Here is an 18,639-nt window from a genome sequence, read left to right on the forward strand (position 1 = left end):
ATGGGTTAGTATAAAGCCGTTCGCAATATGCCTGAATTCCCTTTATTGAATGACCATACCGTTTTCTAATCCCCAATGAGTCTCCCCTTCTAAAGATCCTTGTTTGTTAACCTTCCCTTTAACAGTAATGGAGTCTCCTCTCTCCATTTTTAGATCCAATGATTGTCCCTTGAGGTTCTGGGTTTCGACGACAAAGGTGTAGGGCAGCATCTCTGTGCTGTTCGTCTCGATATTCAGCCAATTCTCTCCATTGTAAGTGCCGCCCGCAAAGACGACGAGAAAGTCAGGAAACGTTTGGACGAGCTTGCCTTTCCATGTCACCTCTTTTTGATACATGAACCTTGTGAAAGTATCAGACTTCAATGAATCTTCCAGCTTGTAAAAATGGTCGACCGTTTCTTCGAATCCATTGAATTTCCCATCACGTAATTGGTGGACAAAAGACTGTTGTTCTGCAGAGTTAAAGTAGCCTCTATAGAGTCCTTCAAGGGGCTTTCTGGCTTCAAGGACTGCTTTGAAGCTGTCTTTTTGTGACATCTGACCGAGGAACATAAGGGCGATATTTTCATGGACAAGGGCGATCGGATGATCTTTGAGTTGCTCTGTACCTTCAGCTGTTTCGTATTCGATGATGTCGATATCTCCTGTAGAGTATCCGTTTACAAATTGTTCATGTGACTGGACACTTTCAGATAAAGGCTCTTTCTCACCTTCCAACAGGTTTGATTCGTTGAGCCATTGGTAGACGTTATCTGCTGTGTATGCTCTATTATTTTCTTCTTTCGTTTCTTCCTTGTTTGGTGATTCATTCATGCACCCGGTGAACAAGGGGAGAAGCATGATGATCACGATGATCACGATGATTGTTTTCCTCACATGTAACCTCCTGAAGTTCAAACTCTTCTAAGTATAAAGCAACAAATCTATGCTTGAAAGGGATGGAATATGTTTTAATAGAAGGACAACGATTAGATGGAGACTCCCATATATATAGAAAACATTCCGAAAACTATAGCATGGGAAATTTGGCGGAGAAAATCATTTAGGTTATGTAGCGAAAGGGGAAGCAGTCATGGGGGTTACATTTGAAAAACTGACAGAGCCAACGACACAAATCGCATCCGCATACCACCGATGGGAAAATGATACATCGCTCATTCCGATGGTCCGACCAAATCCTGATCAGGACGCATTGGAAAAAAGGTATGAAGTGACAACGGAAAGTTTGAAACAACGATTAAAGAACCATGAGATTTTCCTTATTTATATGGATGGTGAACTCGTTGGAGAAATGAATTACATGGTCAACCCTGGTCATTTACATAGCAAAGAACAAGATACAGCCTGGATTGGAATTACCATTGGTGAGGCAGCCGGTCGAGGGAAAGGAATCGGATTCGAAGCCATCCGTTATCTGGAAGGTCGGATCAAAGGGGCTGGGTTGGACCGTGTTGAGCTTGGGGTGTTCGAATTCAATGAGAAGGCACAGAAGCTGTACAGGAAACTCGGGTATAAAGAGATTGCAAGAATCCCGGATTTCACGTATTGGAACGGAAGCAAGTGGGCCGACATCCGTATGGAGAAGTTTTTGTGAAGAGAAACAAACACGGAAGTTTAATAGAGAAAAAATAAAACGGAATGTGGATGGGCAGAAAGTCGAAAAACTCTTATAATAGAAGTAGTGACTTTTGTTTACGATTATATAGAAAGAAAAGGAGGCCCGATATGCGACACGATATACAACCGAACGAACGCGCTTTCTCTACGAAGGAAGTAGCTGAAGAAGTCGGGATCGCCACAACGACGGTCAGACGGTATGGGCAGCTTTTGGAACAGAACGGGTATGAGTTTTTCAAAGATGGCGACCGGCGGATTTTTGTAAGGTCAGATGTCGAGGTTCTCAAAAAAATCCGCGATTCGGAATTGCCGAAAGAAGATAAAATAAAAGAAATTGTAGAAGAACAGAAGGAGCTTCTTGCAGGCTATGAGTCTCGGGAACTCGCACTTTCGGATACATATGACGGAACGGATTTGCAAGATTCTGATCAGATGAAAGAGATGTTCCGTTTTCTAGCCAGTGAGCTTGCGGCCTCAAGAGAAATGAACGTCCAGTTGAAAAATGATATGGATGAACTGAAAACGACCGTATCCCGTTTAAAACAGGATCACCATGTCATAAGCTCCGGAGTCGGAAACTTTTCACAAAAGACGCATACGAAAATGGATAAGATGATGCAGCAGCAGAAAGAACAGTACGATGAATTACTGCGTCAGGAGCAGGAAAAATCAGAGTATCTACAAAAAGAGCTCCAGGAAATGCGGGAAGAACAGAAGAAAGTGTGGCGCTCCCAAAGTGAGTTCAATGAACGGTTGGAACATTCGGTCAAACATTCCCGGGGAACCCTTGGTAAAATCATGTCCTTATTCAAAAAATAGCAGCGAGAGACGCTTGAATCCAGTGAAGGTTCAAGTGTTTTTTGTATAAAATCCTAGGAAGGGTGAGTGGATGAAGAGGTTGACCCTCGTCATGATGCTTGTGCTGATTGGTGCTATGCCTGTGGATGCTTATGTCGTCAAAGAGGACACTATAGTGGTAGAGAAATCGAACCACCTAGACGCCACCCAACTTCCATCAATCGTCATTCTTTATGATTCTGAGATGAAAAGAAAGATAGAGGTCGAATCTATAAAGGAGATTATGACGATTACTGAAGGGATAAAGGGAGCCTCATCTGTTAAAGGAGAATGGGCGAAAGGGGAAAAATTGGGTACCCTGGATTTTGGAAATGAAGAACTGATTGATGTTTATTATGGTAAGGATCGAGAGAACGTCTATCTGCTTGGAAACGCAGAAACGATGTCCATGTCCAGAAAAGACTTCTTCTCTCTCTTTTATCCTTCCATTCACACTCGCCCGCTTCCTCCAGGTGAAGGTGGGGATGTTCAACCCCTTCCGCCGGGCCAAACCGTTCAACCAGATGACTTCCTTCCTTTATAAACGAACGTACGTTTTCAGACCAATGGTGTAGATGATATTCCTTCCAATCTCGGATTCAAGTCGATGCCTTTTCCCATAACCTAAGAAGTAAGGAGGTTATGAAAAATGAGTATCGTTATTTTTAGTGGAACACCGAGGAAGAATGGACGGACAAAGATTGTGGCTCAGACTTTAGAACATAAATTGAATGGCACGTTGGTCGACTTAAGCAAGCTGGATCTTCCATTATTCAATGGGGAAGAAACGCAGGGAGATCATCCATCGGTCCAGTGGCTGCGGAGGGTTGTCGCAGAAGCGGAAGGTTTTATTTGGGTGTCGCCGGAATATCATAATGGTATGAGCGGTGCTTTGAAAAATGCGTTGGAGTTTTTGAGTGGTGCGCATTTTAAAAGGAAACCGACGTTACTGCTTGCTGTATCTGGAGGTGGGAAAGGCGGCATTAATGCACTGAATCAAATGCGCACGGTCGGGCGTGGACTCTACGCAGCCGTCGCTCCCGGGCAGTTGATCTTTGATCCGGAACACTTTGAGGGGAATCGTTTGAGGTTGGAAATGGAAGAAAAGCTGGATTTGTTGTTAGCGGAATTTATGGCGGGTCGCTTTTTGGACATAAAGAGCAGTTGAATGGGTGTTATTTGAGAATTCGACAATGTTATTTAAGTATTCGACTCCGTTATTTAAGAATCTGAGCGGGTTAATAAGGGATTCGACAAACGAATTTTAGAATTCGACACAACTAAGCGGAAGGAGGTAGAGCCATGAGTGGATATGAACGCGTCGAAGAATTGAACATTATGAAAGTGATCGCTGAAACGCTTAACCGTTGTAATGACATGACGATGATGCTTCAGACCGTGTTGGAAAAGTTGCTTGAGCTGACAAAGCTTGAAGCGGGATGGATATTTCTCATCGACAGCCCTGAGGAGTATGTGCTCGCTGCTCATCATGGGCTTCCTCCAGCTTTATCGTGGGGGGCGTACAAGCCGATGTGCAGCGGGGATTGTTACTGCTTGAGCCGTTATCGCAATGGGAAGCTGACGCAGCCGGTCAACATCATTGAATGTAAGCGGCTGAATGAAGCGATTCAGCACGCTTGGGGGGATACGAATGGCATCACCCACCATGCGACGATCCCTCTTGGGGACGGGGAGGATTCTTTCGGGTTGTTGAACGTCGCTTCTCCCCGGAAGGAGAAATTTTCACAGGAAGAATTAACTTTGCTTCAATCGCTCGGTTTTCAAATCGGGACAGCCATACGCAGGACACGTTTGTATCAAGATGAGCGGAGGCGAGCGGAAAGCTTTGAAAAATTAAATCAGCTTGCCGGGTTTTTATGGTCAGCGGATGACTTTTATGATTTGCAAGAGATCTTAGAGAAGGACGGGCGGGGAATTTTTGGCTGGTCTTCGGTTGGTTGTTACATAGAAAATCAAATAGGCAAGAAGCCTGCTTTTGCGTTGACGGAAGAAGTCAGAGTCGAAGAATCTCTTGGGGTCATACCAATTACAAGACAACAGGTTGTAACAGGAGCAGTCTGGATCGAACCAGCGGGCACCTCGTTCCAGCCTAGTGACCGTGAATTCTTCATGGCATTGGGACGGCATTTGACGCTCGTTTATGAAAGCATCGCCCTAAAAGAGAAACGGCAGGAGTTGCTGCTTCATGAAGAGCGGAAACGCCTGGCACGCGATCTGCATGATTCTGTGAATCAGAAACTCTTCTCCTTATCGTTGACGGCTAAGGGCGCAAAGGAAATCGTGTCCAAGTATGACTCGTCACTCGGAGAATTGATGGATGAAATGTTGTCCATGTCCCAGCAGTCTTTGAAAGAGATGCGTTCATTGATTTGGCAGCTGCGACCGGTGGGACTGGAAGAGGGACTGCTTTCTGCCATGAAAAAATATGGAGAGCATCTCGGCCTCTGTGTTCAGTTTGAAATGGAACGTCTCCCCGACTGGTCACGCCAGGCAGAAGAAACGCTGTGGCGAATTAGTCAGGAAGCGATGAACAATGTGGCGAAGCACGCGAATACGAAAGAGGTCACGGTCCGCCTTTTTGATACAGATGGAGGAGCGGGCATGACTGTGATGGATCATGGGAGTGGATTTCAAATAGAAGCGGATGACGAGCGACAGACGCTCGGACTAATCAGCATGAGAGAACGGGCAGAACTATTAGGTGGAGAACTTGCTGTGAGAAGCGAACCGGAAACAGGAACGACCATTGATGTCTTTTTACCGTACCGGAGGGAGAGGAGGAATGAGGATGAAAATTAAAGTGATGCTCGTGGATGATCATCTCGTCGTGTTAAGAGGGTTGAAGTTTTTTCTGAACACGCAGGAAGATATCGAGGTCGTCGGTGAAGTGGAAAATGGGGAGAAAGCACTGAACGCCTATAAAGAATGGAATCCGGATGTTGTTCTGATGGATTTGATGATGCCTGTCATGGATGGAGTAGAAGCGACGAAAAAATTACGAGCAGCCCATCCGGAAGTAAAGGTGGTCGTCCTGACAAGCTATTCTGATCAGGATCATGTTATTCCTGCGCTGCAAGCGGGGGCTGTCGGCTATCAGCTGAAAGATGTCGACCCCGATGAACTTGTAAAAACAATCAGAGCCGCGTCCAAAGGGGAAAAACTTCTGCACCCGAAAGCAACGAATCTACTTTTGGAACAAATGAGTAATGGAGGGGAAAAGAAAGAACCTGGCGTCCATTTCAAGCTGACGAACAGGGAGAAAGATGTACTCTATCAAATCACGCTTGGGAAAAGCAACAAAGAAATTGCGAGCGACTTGTACATAACAGAAAAAACGGTCAAAACGCATGTGAGTAATCTTTTAAGCAAGCTGCAGGTCCATGATCGTACACAGGCGGCGATTTACGCCATGAAAGAAAATCTATTTGCCGACCGTTCGATAGAAAATTAATTTGATCAAAAGTCTCCTCCCCAGGGAAGAGGCTTTTTTATTTGTGCTCTTACACAATCATGCATTGTAGTTTTTTTAGACTCGACACGGAAATTATGAAACCGTTTGGATGCACAGTCGTATAAGATAGTGGAAGAAATGACACTTTCTTACATCATAAGCTTATGAGGAGAGATGGAAATGCAGGCGTTAATGGAAGCCCCCAAACAACAATTATCGAAGGACAGTGTGAAAGTATGGATCATTAGTGAAACCATAGGGAATCTGATTGGTTTCGTGATTCTTGCAGCGCTGTTCGTCACAGATCATTATTTTTCCTGGCCCGACTGGGTTGAATGGCTCCTTATTGCTCTTACGGTGCTTTCCATTTTATCAACCATCTGGTCATTCTATAGAGCTTCCTTGTTATATAAGCACTGGCGGTATGACGTCAATGAAGAATATTTGCAACTGAAATCTGGAGCCCTGCATGAACAGCATCACATCATACCTATGACAAAAATCCAATCGGTTTCGACTCACCAGGGTCCCTTACTTAAAAAGTACAATCTCTATTCTGTCAAAATAAATACGGTGGGATCCGATCATGAAATTCCAGCCTTGCCTAGGGCGAAAGCGTTTGAATTAAGAGATCGAATTGCTGTGTATGCCAAAGTGGAGGAGGTGGAGATATGAGTAGAAAACGAAACCATCCCCTAATGATGGTCTATGAATTAGGGAATCTGATTAAAAATAGTCTGTTCTTTTTTATCCTTTTCTTTGTAGTAAAAGCTGGTTCTGAAGCTTGGCTTTTCGTGTATGGACGTTATGCTGTCGTTGGTTTGTTTTTGTTGACCGTGCTTTGTATTCCAATTAAATGGTATTCCCGTACATATCAATTAGATGTGGCGTCTTTACATATAACGCGTAACTTTTTCGTGAGGAATCAGCAAACGGTTCCCTATACTAAGATTCAAAATGTACAAAAGGAGACGAAATGGTTCCACCGGATACTGGGTATGACTTCAGTAACGTTGAAAACGAGTGTGCAAGGGAAAGATCATTCAATCCGCTTCCCTGTGTTGAGGAAGGAAGAAGCAGCGTCGATTGAGACGAAAGTTCAAGGAAAGACGTCTACCCCTGTTATTCGCGTAGAAGAAGCTGCACAAGAAACTGAGCTTCCGGTATTTGAAGAAGAGAAGGTGGAGGATGAGAAAGTAACAAATCAACCAGCTTCCAAAAAAACGGTGCATTTCACTCCAACAAAAAAGGAAATCATGAAGGCGGCGTTTGCATCTCTCAGTTTTTTAGCATTCCTTCCTATTCTCGGTTCATTATTGTCGAAGTTAGATGACTTTCATTTTGAAAAACAAGTGGATGGTTTCCTTTCTTTCCTGTTTGGATCGACGACGATGCTTGTGACGACTACCATTCTATTTGTCTTACTCTCAGGTGGGTTTGGGATTGTGAGGACGGTTGTAAAATACGGGAAATATGAAATTGCCTCTGATAAAGAAACGATTTTCATTACTAAAGGCATGGTGGATGAGAATTATATATCGATCTCAAAAGACAAAGTTCAGGCGATTCTTATTGAACAATCGTTTATGAAACGGATGATGGGGCTTGCCACAGTGAAATTGGTTTGTGCTGGAGGGAATGGAGAGGAATCGGAAGTAAGCGCGCTTTATCCATTCCTGCCTGTGAGGCGTGCCTGTTCCCTAATAGAGGAATTACTTCCGGATTATCAATTATCAAAACAAATGGAACGATTGCCAAGGGAAGCATTTTGGATTCAGATGCTGAAGCCGAGCTGGCTTTGGATGATTTCGACAGGAGCCCTTTTCTACTTAAAACCTGAACCGTTCGGTCTATCATCAGCCTGGTGGGTTTTTTCCGTCATTTTGTTGGTGCTCATCATGGCTTCACGTGCTCTGAACTTTTACCATTCTAATTATGTTATTCATGATCATTACATTCAGTTTCGTACCGGAGGATTTACCACAAGTCTCTTTTTGTCTAAAAGAAGTAGAATCATTGAGTTGGAAGCTTCACAAACACTCTTTCAAAAGTTATTGGGGCTTGCGTCCATCAATACAGTCAATCAGGCGAACCCTGTCCGGCATACGTCGATGGCGGATGTCCCAGCACACTGGGCGGAAACAGCCTATCAATGGTACACAGGAAGGAAAAACGAAGTTCATTTTGTAAAGGAAGGAGAGACGAATCATGAACAAGTGGGCTTGGATGTCCTTAGGGATGGTTATCGTTAATTTTATTTTGTTTCTATTGCTGCGAGGGCCAAACGTCAATCTGCCATTGGTGGTGGCCGTTGAAAGTTCCCTTTCCATCATAGGCATCGTCTGTGCGGTGCTATCTAAAAAAATCATCGCAGGTACGGCTGGGTTCGTATTAAACGGCGGTGTTTTGATTGTTATGGGTTTTCTTCTTCTTGCGATGGGAATCAGTGAACCTTAAGGAAGGGAGTGGTGACCATTCGTCAAAAGATTCATATGACAAATCTGATTTTATTCGTACTTTTATTAGCCTGGGGATTTCTTCTTTATTTCGGTACTCACTTCGTAGAACAGGATGATCCGTATGTAGGTGAAAACCTTAGTATTCTACTGGTCTATGTGATCTGGGGACTCGGATATTTCATTCAGTTGAAACAACCTACGATGAAACGTGTGGTAGCGGTACTACTATTATCTTTAGGGTTTCAAGTATTGTATTTTTTCAGTATGTACTACGTAATCACATTTTTTGAGTGGATCTTTGAATAATGATGAAGGAGGAGAGACGAATTTGAAGAAATTATATCGCTCTACAAATGACAGCCAATTGTCTGGAGTTCTCGGCGGTCTAAGTGAAACGTATAACATTGACGTAAGCATCCTGAGGATTATTGTGGTGGTATCTGGATTTTTCACAGGAGGATTGACGTGGCTTATTTACATTATAGCCGCGATGGTCATGCCGACCGATCGACAGCTTAGGAAGTAAAAGGAGAAGCATGATGTGATGAAATTTATCTTATATGCAAGCATGATTCTTGCAAACATAAGAGTTGTTCATGAATCAACGGAAAACATGATTCTTATGTTCTTCGTTTCTGCGGGAGCCATCATCATCTTAAAAGCATTGATCAAAAATAGGCAAAACATTTATTTTTAGAGGTGGTAGAATGACAAAACTAAATAGCCATACCCAGTATATTCGTTCCATTGAATTAAAGAGTGAAAAAATACAGTCCTACAGGAATTTCCCACTCAATCTCCCCGTGATTCGAAATTTTGAACGGTTACAACTACATCCGAATGTCACCTATCTCATCGGTGAAAACGGGATGGGGAAATCGACCTTGCTTGAAGGGATGGCGATTGCGCTCGGTTTTAATCCGGAGGGCGGGACACTTAACTTCAATTTTTCCAGCTATGACTCCCACTCGAATTTAGATGAATATCTCCGTCTCGCCAAAGGAGTGCATAGACCGAAGGATTCCTTCTTCTTCCGAGCTGAAAGTTTTTATAATGTCGCGACGAACATTGAAGAACTGGATAGAGAGATAGGTGGAAGGAAGATCATCGATTCGTTCGGAGGAAAATCGCTGCATGAGCAGTCACATGGCGAATCTTTTTTTGCAGCGTTCACCGAGCGCTTCCAAGGAAAAGGATTATACATTCTCGATGAGCCGGAAGCTGCTCTTTCTCCTCTACGGCAAATGTCGATGCTTCGAAGAATTCATGACCTTGTTGTTGAAGGCTCCCAGTTTATTATCTCCACACACTCTCCGTTGTTGATGGCCTATCCTGATGCAAAAATCATGGAGTTGACGGAAAACGGAATGAAGGAGACCTCGCTTGAAGCGACGAACCACTACACCATCATGAAGCAGTTTTTTGATGATAAAGATCGTTTGTTTCATCATTTATTTCAATAATAAGGGGGATTAGTTATGGATTTAGCTTTACTATTTGGCGTTCTCTTGACATTACTGCCGCTTGTGACGATTAAAAAAGTGAAGGAAGAAACGTTATTTCAGAGAGTGATCCATATCGGTTGTCTTCTTGTAGGCATTCTGCTTCTAATCGGATTTTCCATTCAGTTTACGGCTTATATGGAAAATTATTAAGAAAGAAGAAAGGATTGATTTTGGTGAAAATACTTCTCTCAAGCTTGTTGCTTCTAGGGCTCTTTGTATCGGTGGCTGTATTTGTACATAAGCGTAAGAAGGCAGGAGTGAAGGGATGGAAAACAGCCCTCACGTCTATCTGCTTCTACGCCATTGCTGTACTGAACCTTGTGGCTTACTGGTTGGATGGTCTTGGCATCATTAGTTGGGTCCTCACGATTTTCCTCCTCATGTTAGGCGCGTATTATACGAGGTATATGCCGGCGGCTTCCCAATCGTCTGGATGAACTCATAAGAAGCTTATTCATTCATCAAACTTGATCAGGAGGTAAACATGGATATTTACTCTTTTAAAAAAGAAACGGGTAAAAAGGTTGAAAAGTTCCAATCGGATTTCATCATGTCACGCATAACCAAGACTCAAAAAGACGTTCATATCGGATGCATGCATTTAGAAGAACATGGAGTGATCGGTTACCATCAAGCTGTCGTTCCTCAGCTATTGCTTGTGGTCGAAGGAGAAGGGATGGTCAAAGGTGAAGAGAAGAGGGTTACTCCTGTAAGTAGTGGGGATGCCGTCTATTGGGAAAAAGGCGAGTGGCATGAAACGAAAACGGAAGCCGGTTTGACAGCGATTGTCATTGAAAGTGAAGAGTTGGATGTTTCTGCTTTATCAACCATATCAAAACCCCATAGTGGATAATAAAAACTAAAATACATACCGAATGGGATGGGGGTACTTTTATTAAAAGATTCTTTAAGTCCTGGATTGGCTGGATGGTCGGTGTTCTTGCAGGAATATTCATTATAAGTCTATGGAATGGTGGGAACTTAGACTGGAGTCTTTTCATTAATCTGGGGATCGGCGGCCTCATTGGTACCCTAATAGGACTTGGAATAAAGAAAACTTTTAAAAAAGAGGAAAAATAACTCTGCACACGAACATACATATATAAAGCTTAGCAGAAGGGAGCGGTCATCATCGAACACGTCATCCAGGTTGAAAACTTATCCAAGTCGTTCGGCACCACTCAAGCGGTTAAGAACCTTTCATTTACGGTAAGAAAAGGAGAAATCTTCGGCATCATCGGCCCGAATGGAGCAGGAAAAACGACGACCCTTGAGATTTTAGAAGGGATTCAGAAACCAACGTCAGGTGAAGTGGAAGTACTTGGGCTGAATCCTGAGAAACAACTGCGCGAACTGAATCGAAGGATTGGGGTGCAGTTCCAGGCTACCTCTATTCAGAAGAAGATGAAGGTGAAAGAAGCGCTGGATTTATTTTCAAGCTTTTATAAAGGAAAAACACAAAAGAATCAATTGATTGATATGCTCGGTCTTGGTGAGAAACTTAATGTCCATTTCGAAGATCTTTCTGGTGGTTGGAAACAGCGGGTCACCCTTGCTTTGGCTACGCTGCACCAGCCTGAACTGTTGTTTCTGGATGAACCGAGTATGGGCCTCGATCCACATGCAAGACGCGAAATGTGGGGGATGATCCGCACCTTAAGAGATAATGGCAGCACGATCGTTGTGACAACCCATTACATGGAGGAAGCGGAAAAGCTTTGCGATCGTGTTGCGATGATCTATAGTGGGGAGCTGAAGGCATTGAACAATCCGGATGCTCTACTGGATGATGTGGCGACCCATTATATCGGGTTTGAAAGTGAACGAATGTCCTATGAGTACCTGTTAACGCTGAGTGATGTGGTTCGGGTGGAAAAAGACGAAGCCGATTTCAAAGTGTTCAGTGAGGACCTCCAACATACCGCTTATCAAATTTTCACATACTGCCATGAAGAGAATATCGAATTGAAGAACTTCAAATTTGATCGAGGATCGCTGGATGACTTGTTCGTTCAATATTTAGAAAAGGAGAAAACTGGATGAATACCGTTGTAAAACTAGCAAACTTGGAAACGAAAATGTTTTTCCGTGATCGTCTCAGTGTTTTCTGGACGTTCCTATTTCCAGTTGTGATGATCTGGTTGTTCGGTTCGATGTTCAGTGGCGACATGCCTGGTCCTTTTACCTTTGCTGAAGTCTTCATCCCGTCTTGGATCGGTGTCAATATTGTCACCACTTCGTTTTTCACTTTAGGTACCGTTCTCGCAGGTTACCGGGAAACCGGTGTACTCCGCAGGTATCAATCGACTCCCCTTCAACCGTGGAAGATCCTCGCCGCTCACACGATGCAGGGAACGGTAATCTTCATCATTTCTGCCCTATTGCTTATGGTTTTCGGAATGGTCATGTACGACCTTCAGCCCCCAATGTATATCGGGAGTACGCTTTTGGCTCTATTCATCAGCATTCTTGCGTTTTTCCCTTTTGCGCTGTTCGTTACTTCTCTGGCTAAAAACACTCAGTCGGCAGCAGCCATCAGTTCGCTTTTTCTAAACTTGATGCTTTTTCTATCTGGTGCCACCTTTCCGCTGGAGATGATGCCAACGATTCTTCAGTACGTAGCGAAAGTTTTGCCTTTGTATTATGTCATTCAGTTGCTGCGTGGAACTTGGAATGAGGCTCCAATCTCTGAATTCGGCTTTGAAGTCGGGATCCTTCTAGCAATTTCGGTCGTTTCGATTGTGCTTGCTTCGCGTTACTTCAAGTGGAGTGACAAGTAATAGACTCAAGGTGAAGAGGAGCGTGAATAAAAAAAACCAAATGAGGTCTAAGATAATCAAAGAAATACTGAAATCAGCCAATAGCAAGAGCATATCAAATCGATCCGTAACCCAACTATAATCAAAGCCTATAAAAGAATGGATCCATTCAGAAACAATCTCAGATAGGAAGAGACTAATAAAAATGATGAGGAGTTCCTTCAGTGCGTTGAACTGCAGGCGGATATGGATGAAAGGATTAAGGAAACCGTACGCAGAACAGACTCGAGTATAAGCCTTCCAAGAGAGATGTAGAAGCATCGGAAGACAGGATGATTGCTTCGATGGAACATTTGCGTATGAATACAAGAGATGGTGAAATTAAAGAGAAGAACTACATCAAGATCAATAATTCAGGACTTGATCCTTATGTTGTTGCAAAGAAGATTCAAGAAGCGTTTGGTTTGTAATATTGGAGGAAATGTTTGATGAAAAGCATCGTTCCGTTTAGTTTGGTCACCCTTACAGGAAATCAAAAGCTTATGACTTTGTATTATTGGATGGCCGTTTGGATACATAATAGCTGCTGTCTTTTTGTTGACCGCAGCTATTTTAACTGGTGACGGAGAATTTTGGCTCAGTTTCATTATGGTTCTTGTTATGTTTCCAATTATGTTCCGCCTTGTTTACGGGGTGGTCACACGCATCACTCAAGCGATATTCAATCATGAAAAAAAGCAGCAGCTGTCTGACAGCTGCTGCTTTTATTAATCCTCGACGACGAGGTTTTTTTCGAAACGGTTGACGTCTTTATCGGCTCCGATGACAATCAGAATGTCGCTGGCATTCACTTGTTCGGTAGCCATTGGGGAGACGATGACATCTTTTCCGCGTTTGATCGCTACGATGTTACACCCGTACTGGGCGCGGATATCTAAATCGATCAACGTCTTTCCACTCATCTTCCTTCCTGCTTTTACCTCGACGACGCTGTGGTCATCCGATAGCTCGATATAATCAAGAATATTATCAGATATGATGTGATGAGCGATACGTTTTCCCATATCTCTTTCTGGGTGGACGACTTGGTCGGCCCCGATTTTGTTCAATATTTTTTCGTGGTAATCGTTCTGGGCTTTGACGGTGATCATGCTTATGCCCATCTCTTTTAAAATTAATGTCGTCAGCATGCTTGCTTGGATGTTATCACCGATCGCTACGATGACGTGATCAATATTCCTGAACCCCAACTCTTTGAGTACGAGTTCATCGGTAGAATCAGCCATGACAGCGTGAGAGACGATGTCCCGGTATTCATTGACTTTGTTTTCATCAAGGTCTAAAGCAAGCACTTCCATGCCTTCGCGGCTCAGTTCCCTGCAAATACTCCCGCCGAAACGGCCGAGTCCTACAACAGCAAATGTTTTCTTCATCGTTGGTTTCCTCCTGTTAGCCGATAATCATCGGTTCTTTCGGATAATGATATTTGTCTTTGATGCCTTTCCCTCTAATGATGAACAAGAAGGAAAAAATGCCGATCCTTCCGATAAACATGAGAGTGATGATAATGATTTTACCGGCTGTATGCAAGTCAGGGGTGATGCCCATCGACAGCCCGGTCGTACCAAATGCCGAACACGCTTCAAATAAAATCTGCATCAAAGAAAACTGCGGTTCGAAATAATTCAATAAAATCACCGCGATGCCTGTAATCGCAATGGCTGTATTAATGACGATGAACGAACGGAAGATATCATCCGGATCGATTTCACGCCTGAATACACGCACATGACTTTTCCCTCGAGCGTATGAGATGACGCTTAACAAACTAATCGCAAAGGTTGTCGTCCTAATTCCTCCACCTACACTACTTGGAGACGCGCCTATGAACATGAGGATACAAATGACGAGCAAAGTCGGTACGCTGAATTCCGCCACATCCATAGTCGCAAGTCCACCGTTCCGTGTGGTTACGGATTGAAAGAGGGAGAAAAAAAGAGCCTCATGCCAGGACTTGTCTGCGAAAAAATGATTTCTGTCCAATATATAAATAAGAACCGTCCCCACCACCACAAGGGCCCCAAATGTGACGGATGTCAATTTAGCAAACAGTGAAAAGTGGATGACGTTTTTCTGTTGATGAGTGAGGTAATCTTTAATTTCAATAAGAACAGGAAAACCAATCGCACCAAGAGTCAATAAAAGCATGTTAATGAATTGGACGAAATAATCATTTTCAAACATCACGAGAGAAACACCAGTGATATCAAAGCCTGCATTTGTAGTTGCACTGACGGAGGCGAACATTCCTTGGACAACAGCTTCCCCTATTGTAGGGAAGTATTGAGTAAAGTAAATGCTTAAAATGATTGCACCTACTATTTCAATCAAAAGAATAATCAATAGGATTTGCTTGATCAGTTTGACCATTCCTGCAAACGTAGAGCGGTTCTGGTCTGTTTTAATGAGTTGTCTTCTTTTCAAACCAATTTTTTTTCCGAGCATCAGCCAGATGAACGTTCCCAGCGTCATAACGCCGATGCCTCCGAACTGGAGGATAAACATGAGGACAAAATATCCCGGTGTATTGAACGTGTCAGCAGTTGATACAACAGTAAGCCCTGTCACGCTGACGGCACTTACAGCAGTGAACAAAGAATCAATAAAACTGAGTTCTACTCCTTCTTTATGTAGAAATGGAAGGCTTACGAGAATCGTTGAAACGATAACAGCGGAAGCGTAGAACAATACGATCACCTGAAAAGGAGTCAAACGGTCAAAGTATTGATTGAATTTAGTTTTTAGGGTCTTGAACATATATAAATACTCCTTCAGGTAAGGATATCAATTTATATATGGATTTTATATCTTCTTTCTTCATTTTACAACTCCTTTCACCATTTATAGGATAATAAAAGACTTGGATATAATTTACATAAAATAAAGAAAGTGGGACAATGAAATATAACAGTTTTTAACTGGAAGGGGGGAGCCTTTTGGAAAGCCGGTCTTTTCATCCACTGCTGTTGTTTTGTATGATTCTTATTTTAATGCCCGATACAGCTTATGGCGCGATGGATCCTGAAGAAGTGGAAGGGATTAAGAGGGAAGCTCCTCTGCATGTCATCGGAAGTGTGGAGAGCGATGTACTCGTGAAAGACTTATCTACAGATAACTCTCCTAAGCAATTAAGAAAAATGCGCTTGAGCGTTCAGGAATATAGGAAGGCTCCCGGTTCTGTAAATCGCGAGCGTTCCATAGAAGTGTTTTACACGTACATTCCCTCATGGGTCGCCATGGCAGGCGGAAGTAGGATGGATATATATGAAGGAGACGAAATTGAACTCTGGTTGGATAAAGGGGAATACGGGTGGGAGCCTGCAGCGGCAGGAAATACGGTTGAGCATTTGAGTTATGTGGAAGATCGTAAAGAGCCGATCCCAGAACCTAAGACGCATGCAGCCAAAGAGACGTTCAATGAAAACTTAGGGGTGTTGGTCATGGGTGGATTTGTGATCGCACTTCTCTTTTTTATATTCCTGAGTCGTCGCTGGGTCACCCCTAAAGAAAGGAGGTGAAGCATGAAAAAGGTCTTTATCCTTGTCGTTTTGTTCATCTTATCCGGCTGTGCGGTGGCCGGGGGAACGGATCCCTCTATTAAAGCGAATCCTGAATCGGATTATGAAAAGACCTACAAGGATCTAGGAATAGGTCAAATCCACGATTTTGAATTCACGCTCCCAAAAGCAGGTGAACGATGGGTAAGAGTCTGGGTGGAAGGCTATCACGATGGTAAGAAAATAGAAGAACCATTAGTTGAAATTTCCTATGGGAAAAATCCAGATCAAACTGAAAAAGGGCAGATGGGAATCGGAATCATTAGAGGCGGGGGAGATGGGACGTTGCTGCACTTGTATGCTCCAGGCGTATCTTTAATGCCAAGGGAGAGTCCGCTTCCTCTGAATGACCCGGGAATCAGTACATGGGAATATGCCATTGGGGAAGAAGGAATAAAGCTTGTATTAGGCGAAGAAGTCTTATTGGGAGCTTATCGTCAGTCATCTTCAGGTACGATGGAAGCTTTTGATTTGCAGAATGCGGCACAAGTAAAGCGTATGATTAAGCAAGATACGACGGTGCTTTTACTGAAAATCAAGGTGGATAATGACAAGGATCATCAGGGGAATACATAAGGACGTTTGCTTAACGGGAGATTTTCTGAATGTTGGTTCCATTTTAAAAAAGGAGGAGTTTGGCATGTTTCAAGTGGGAAGTGTATTCGTTCCAGTGACGAACCTTGAACAATCGAAAAAATGGTATGAAGAACACCTGGATGTGCAGGAAATCGATTCATGGGAAGGGGGCGCGGGGTTTTTCTTTCCTCAAGGCTTCGTGCAGTTCGGACTGATTGAAGTTTCCCATTCACAGCCTACAGAATTCGAGATAAACAAGAGCGAAAAGAATAGTTATTTCAATTTTGTTGTCAACGATATCAAAGCCGCTTACAAGAGGTTGAATGATGCAGGGGTTGAGACGACGGACATCCAAGAATTTGGTGGGATGAAGCATTTTGACTTCTTTGATCCCGATCAAAATGTGTTCAGTGTAGTGGATGAGGACTTGAATTCTCCTTTTCACAAAGAGAATGTCAGGAAAGAGCAGGAGACTTTACGAAATAAGGAATAATGAGATTCTGAATCTGAAGCAACTGAAGAAACGTCTAGAGAAAACTCTCTAGACGTTTTATTTGGACAACACGAGTTTTTCCTGTTTATCTTCCCATTGTAAGGTGATCGTCATATCACTTTTGAGTGCGATGCGACAATCATTACATTTCGACTCCAGGTATAGTTGTTGGCCGGAGAGCCGCTTCGTTCCTTTCCAGTGGATCTCTTTCCCTCCCCACGTGGATTCTGTGTCCACTGTGTAGGTAACAGGGAGGTCGTCAATATCCGAATCACCCGTGTATGTAAGGATGAGCTCTCTGAACATGGTTCCGTTTTCTTCATCACCTACATATTGACCTGACCAACTTTTGGACTGTCCTGTGAGTGATTTCGCTCCCGAGCTGTACCATATAAACAGGCCGGCAAAGGAAAGTAGAATCAAGGAAATGACGAGTCCTTCTTTTTTATTCATAAGATCCTCCTGGTTTTTGTATGGCTATCATTTTACTATAATCCCTTGATGGGAAAAAGGCCTCCTTTTTTATGAAACTTATAAAATTCCGCACCGTAAAAGAATGAGAAGGAGGGTGAACAAGTGGCTGTTTTCATAAGTTTGATCATCATTCTTTCCTTGTGGTCAATCACAAAAACGTTGGAAAGAATGACGAAGCGGATAACAGATAAGCAAGATGAGCAAATTGTACATTTACAAGAAATCAAGGAATTGCTCGCTGAGAAGAAAGAGTAAAGGGGGCTCATTGTGAAGAAGACATGGTTACGATTTTCTCCTCTTTTCGTGATGCCTGTGATTTTGGGGATCAACATGTTCCTATCTATTGGAGATTATGCTGTTCCTCTTGGGGTTGGACTAAATGAGGACGAGCGTATGGTAGAGAGGTACGGTTGGAGGGGGAATGTTCTCGATGAGTTTCCTATTCAAAGTATTACTTCAAAAGAAGAGGTCGAAATCCTTATTTTAGAAAGTGATTTTAAGCGGACGTTTGCTGCAGCCGTGCTGATTTTTTTAGTGCTTGTGTACTCGATCGTGTTGGAGTGGTTATCGAGGGTATGGAAAGTATCTCTGGAAGGGATAATTAAAATTCCTGAAAAATGGAAACCAGTGATGATTGGTATAGTCATATCTTTATATGCTTTTGCAGCGTTTCGGATCGGTGCTCACTACGTTAGACTAGTTCAAGAGAGTGAAGCACTTTTACATAATCTTGTACCATGATTTCGTAGTTTATGGATGATGTTCCGGCCACGTAAAAGGAAGAACAATGAAGGAGGTTGTTTTCTAGGTTGTGAGAGTTTTATAGAAGA

At 43.1% G+C, this 18,639-nt stretch carries 28 protein-coding genes; 24 read left to right on the plus strand and 4 right to left on the minus strand.

Annotation, left to right across the window (positions count from 1 at the left end):
• Positions 1 to 42 precede the first annotated feature (42 nt).
• Complete coding sequence (locus tag ACJA3J_RS07265) at positions 43 to 876, minus strand: hypothetical protein (RefSeq protein WP_406945877.1); 834 nt, start codon at positions 874 to 876, stop codon at positions 43 to 45.
• A 196-nt stretch (positions 877 to 1,072) separates the two neighbouring features.
• Here ACJA3J_RS07265 and ACJA3J_RS07270 point away from each other — a divergent pair, with 196 nt between their 5' ends.
• From ACJA3J_RS07270 to ACJA3J_RS07360, 19 genes are all read left to right on the plus strand, one after another.
• Positions 1,073 to 1,594, plus strand: a complete 522-nt coding sequence (locus ACJA3J_RS07270; RefSeq protein ID WP_089650840.1) for a GNAT family N-acetyltransferase — start codon at positions 1,073 to 1,075, stop codon at positions 1,592 to 1,594.
• 131 nt (positions 1,595 to 1,725) lie between these two features.
• The gene (locus ACJA3J_RS07275; protein WP_089650841.1) at positions 1,726 to 2,436 is read left to right on the plus strand and encodes a hypothetical protein; all 711 of its coding nucleotides are present in this window, start codon (positions 1,726 to 1,728) and stop codon (positions 2,434 to 2,436) included.
• Positions 2,437 to 2,506: 70 nt separating this feature from the next.
• Positions 2,507 to 2,998: a hypothetical protein gene (locus ACJA3J_RS07280; protein WP_089650842.1), complete on the plus strand. Its 492-nt coding sequence runs from the start codon at positions 2,507 to 2,509 to the stop codon at positions 2,996 to 2,998.
• Between the two features lie 105 nt (positions 2,999 to 3,103).
• Positions 3,104 to 3,622: an NADPH-dependent FMN reductase gene (locus tag ACJA3J_RS07285; protein ID WP_406945878.1), complete on the plus strand. Its 519-nt coding sequence runs from the start codon at positions 3,104 to 3,106 to the stop codon at positions 3,620 to 3,622.
• Between the two features lie 134 nt (positions 3,623 to 3,756).
• Complete coding sequence (locus tag ACJA3J_RS07290; protein WP_406945879.1) at positions 3,757 to 5,274, plus strand: GAF domain-containing sensor histidine kinase; 1,518 nt, start codon at positions 3,757 to 3,759, stop codon at positions 5,272 to 5,274.
• The gene (locus tag ACJA3J_RS07295) at positions 5,264 to 5,926 is read left to right on the plus strand and encodes a response regulator transcription factor (RefSeq protein ID WP_089650845.1); all 663 of its coding nucleotides are present in this window, start codon (positions 5,264 to 5,266) and stop codon (positions 5,924 to 5,926) included. The genes ACJA3J_RS07290 and ACJA3J_RS07295 overlap by 11 nt, the downstream gene beginning before the upstream one ends.
• Before the next feature lie 180 nt (positions 5,927 to 6,106).
• A complete protein-coding gene (locus tag ACJA3J_RS07300; protein ID WP_115893995.1) occupies positions 6,107 to 6,601 on the plus strand; it encodes a PH domain-containing protein in 495 nt (164 codons plus the stop codon).
• Positions 6,598 to 8,178 carry a PH domain-containing protein gene (locus ACJA3J_RS07305; RefSeq protein ID WP_089650847.1) on the plus strand — a complete coding sequence of 527 codons (1,581 nt, stop codon included), beginning with the start codon at positions 6,598 to 6,600 and terminating at the stop codon, positions 8,176 to 8,178. The genes ACJA3J_RS07300 and ACJA3J_RS07305 overlap by 4 nt, the downstream gene beginning before the upstream one ends.
• A complete protein-coding gene (locus ACJA3J_RS07310) occupies positions 8,135 to 8,383 on the plus strand; it encodes a hypothetical protein (RefSeq protein ID WP_089650848.1) in 249 nt (82 codons plus the stop codon). Before ACJA3J_RS07305 ends, ACJA3J_RS07310 begins: the two co-directional genes overlap by 44 nt.
• An 11-nt stretch (positions 8,384 to 8,394) precedes the next feature.
• Positions 8,395 to 8,691 (plus strand): hypothetical protein, encoded by a 297-nt coding sequence (locus ACJA3J_RS07315; RefSeq protein ID WP_089650849.1) that lies wholly within the window; start codon positions 8,395 to 8,397, stop codon positions 8,689 to 8,691.
• Between the two features lie 22 nt (positions 8,692 to 8,713).
• Positions 8,714 to 8,911, plus strand: coding sequence for a PspC domain-containing protein (locus ACJA3J_RS07320; protein ID WP_089650850.1), 198 nt, complete (start codon positions 8,714 to 8,716; stop codon positions 8,909 to 8,911).
• A gap of 15 nt (positions 8,912 to 8,926) precedes the next feature.
• Complete coding sequence (locus ACJA3J_RS07325; RefSeq protein ID WP_167355975.1) at positions 8,927 to 9,082, plus strand: hypothetical protein; 156 nt, start codon at positions 8,927 to 8,929, stop codon at positions 9,080 to 9,082.
• A 10-nt stretch (positions 9,083 to 9,092) separates the two neighbouring features.
• Positions 9,093 to 9,848 carry an AAA family ATPase gene (locus tag ACJA3J_RS07330; protein WP_089650851.1) on the plus strand — a complete coding sequence of 252 codons (756 nt, stop codon included), beginning with the start codon at positions 9,093 to 9,095 and terminating at the stop codon, positions 9,846 to 9,848.
• Positions 9,849 to 9,863: 15 nt separating this feature from the next.
• A complete protein-coding gene (locus tag ACJA3J_RS07335) occupies positions 9,864 to 10,040 on the plus strand; it encodes a hypothetical protein (protein ID WP_167355976.1) in 177 nt (58 codons plus the stop codon).
• A gap of 23 nt (positions 10,041 to 10,063) precedes the next feature.
• Entirely contained in the window at positions 10,064 to 10,327 is a 264-nt protein-coding gene (locus tag ACJA3J_RS07340; RefSeq protein WP_406945880.1) for a hypothetical protein, read from the plus strand.
• Positions 10,328 to 10,374: 47 nt separating this feature from the next.
• Positions 10,375 to 10,743 carry a cupin domain-containing protein gene (locus ACJA3J_RS07345; RefSeq protein ID WP_089650853.1) on the plus strand — a complete coding sequence of 123 codons (369 nt, stop codon included), beginning with the start codon at positions 10,375 to 10,377 and terminating at the stop codon, positions 10,741 to 10,743.
• 278 nt (positions 10,744 to 11,021) lie between these two features.
• The gene (locus ACJA3J_RS07350) at positions 11,022 to 11,933 is read left to right on the plus strand and encodes an ABC transporter ATP-binding protein (protein ID WP_406946281.1); all 912 of its coding nucleotides are present in this window, start codon (positions 11,022 to 11,024) and stop codon (positions 11,931 to 11,933) included.
• The gene (locus tag ACJA3J_RS07355) at positions 11,930 to 12,670 is read left to right on the plus strand and encodes an ABC transporter permease (RefSeq protein ID WP_406945881.1); all 741 of its coding nucleotides are present in this window, start codon (positions 11,930 to 11,932) and stop codon (positions 12,668 to 12,670) included. The genes ACJA3J_RS07350 and ACJA3J_RS07355 overlap by 4 nt, the downstream gene beginning before the upstream one ends.
• 323 nt (positions 12,671 to 12,993) lie before the next feature.
• Positions 12,994 to 13,119 carry a hypothetical protein gene (locus ACJA3J_RS07360; protein WP_258871325.1) on the plus strand — a complete coding sequence of 42 codons (126 nt, stop codon included), beginning with the start codon at positions 12,994 to 12,996 and terminating at the stop codon, positions 13,117 to 13,119.
• A gap of 297 nt (positions 13,120 to 13,416) precedes the next feature.
• Here ACJA3J_RS07360 and ACJA3J_RS07365 read toward each other — a convergent pair whose 3' ends face one another.
• Together ACJA3J_RS07365 and ACJA3J_RS07370 are read right to left on the minus strand one after the other, a co-directional pair.
• The gene (locus ACJA3J_RS07365) at positions 13,417 to 14,082 is read right to left on the minus strand and encodes a TrkA family potassium uptake protein (protein ID WP_089650857.1); all 666 of its coding nucleotides are present in this window, start codon (positions 14,080 to 14,082) and stop codon (positions 13,417 to 13,419) included.
• Positions 14,083 to 14,098: 16 nt separating this feature from the next.
• On the minus strand, positions 14,099 to 15,466 hold the full coding sequence (locus ACJA3J_RS07370; RefSeq protein ID WP_406945882.1) for a TrkH family potassium uptake protein: 1,368 nt from the start codon (positions 15,464 to 15,466) through the stop codon (positions 14,099 to 14,101).
• 179 nt (positions 15,467 to 15,645) lie between these two features.
• On the opposite strand from ACJA3J_RS07370, the gene ACJA3J_RS07375 reads away from it, so the two are divergent.
• From ACJA3J_RS07375 to ACJA3J_RS07385, 3 genes are all read left to right on the plus strand, one after another.
• A complete protein-coding gene (locus ACJA3J_RS07375) occupies positions 15,646 to 16,227 on the plus strand; it encodes a hypothetical protein (RefSeq protein ID WP_406945883.1) in 582 nt (193 codons plus the stop codon).
• A 3-nt stretch (positions 16,228 to 16,230) separates the two neighbouring features.
• Complete coding sequence (locus ACJA3J_RS07380; RefSeq protein ID WP_115894004.1) at positions 16,231 to 16,842, plus strand: hypothetical protein; 612 nt, start codon at positions 16,231 to 16,233, stop codon at positions 16,840 to 16,842.
• A 64-nt stretch (positions 16,843 to 16,906) separates the two neighbouring features.
• A complete protein-coding gene (locus tag ACJA3J_RS07385; RefSeq protein ID WP_115894005.1) occupies positions 16,907 to 17,335 on the plus strand; it encodes a VOC family protein in 429 nt (142 codons plus the stop codon).
• Between the two features lie 57 nt (positions 17,336 to 17,392).
• Here the strand turns inward: ACJA3J_RS07385 and ACJA3J_RS07390 are convergent, their stop codons facing one another.
• Complete coding sequence (locus ACJA3J_RS07390) at positions 17,393 to 17,788, minus strand: hypothetical protein (protein ID WP_089650862.1); 396 nt, start codon at positions 17,786 to 17,788, stop codon at positions 17,393 to 17,395.
• Between the two features lie 123 nt (positions 17,789 to 17,911).
• Between ACJA3J_RS07390 and ACJA3J_RS07395 the strand changes: the two genes are divergently transcribed.
• Positions 17,912 to 18,064: a hypothetical protein gene (locus ACJA3J_RS07395; RefSeq protein WP_167355977.1), complete on the plus strand. Its 153-nt coding sequence runs from the start codon at positions 17,912 to 17,914 to the stop codon at positions 18,062 to 18,064.
• A 12-nt stretch (positions 18,065 to 18,076) separates the two neighbouring features.
• Positions 18,077 to 18,550 carry a hypothetical protein gene (locus ACJA3J_RS07400; protein WP_115894006.1) on the plus strand — a complete coding sequence of 158 codons (474 nt, stop codon included), beginning with the start codon at positions 18,077 to 18,079 and terminating at the stop codon, positions 18,548 to 18,550.
• Positions 18,551 to 18,639 lie beyond the last annotated feature (89 nt).

Origin of the sequence: Halobacillus sp. SY10, assembly GCF_045401165.1 — a bacterium.
GTDB classification, from domain to species: domain Bacteria; phylum Bacillota; class Bacilli; order Bacillales; family Halobacillaceae; genus Halobacillus; species Halobacillus aidingensis.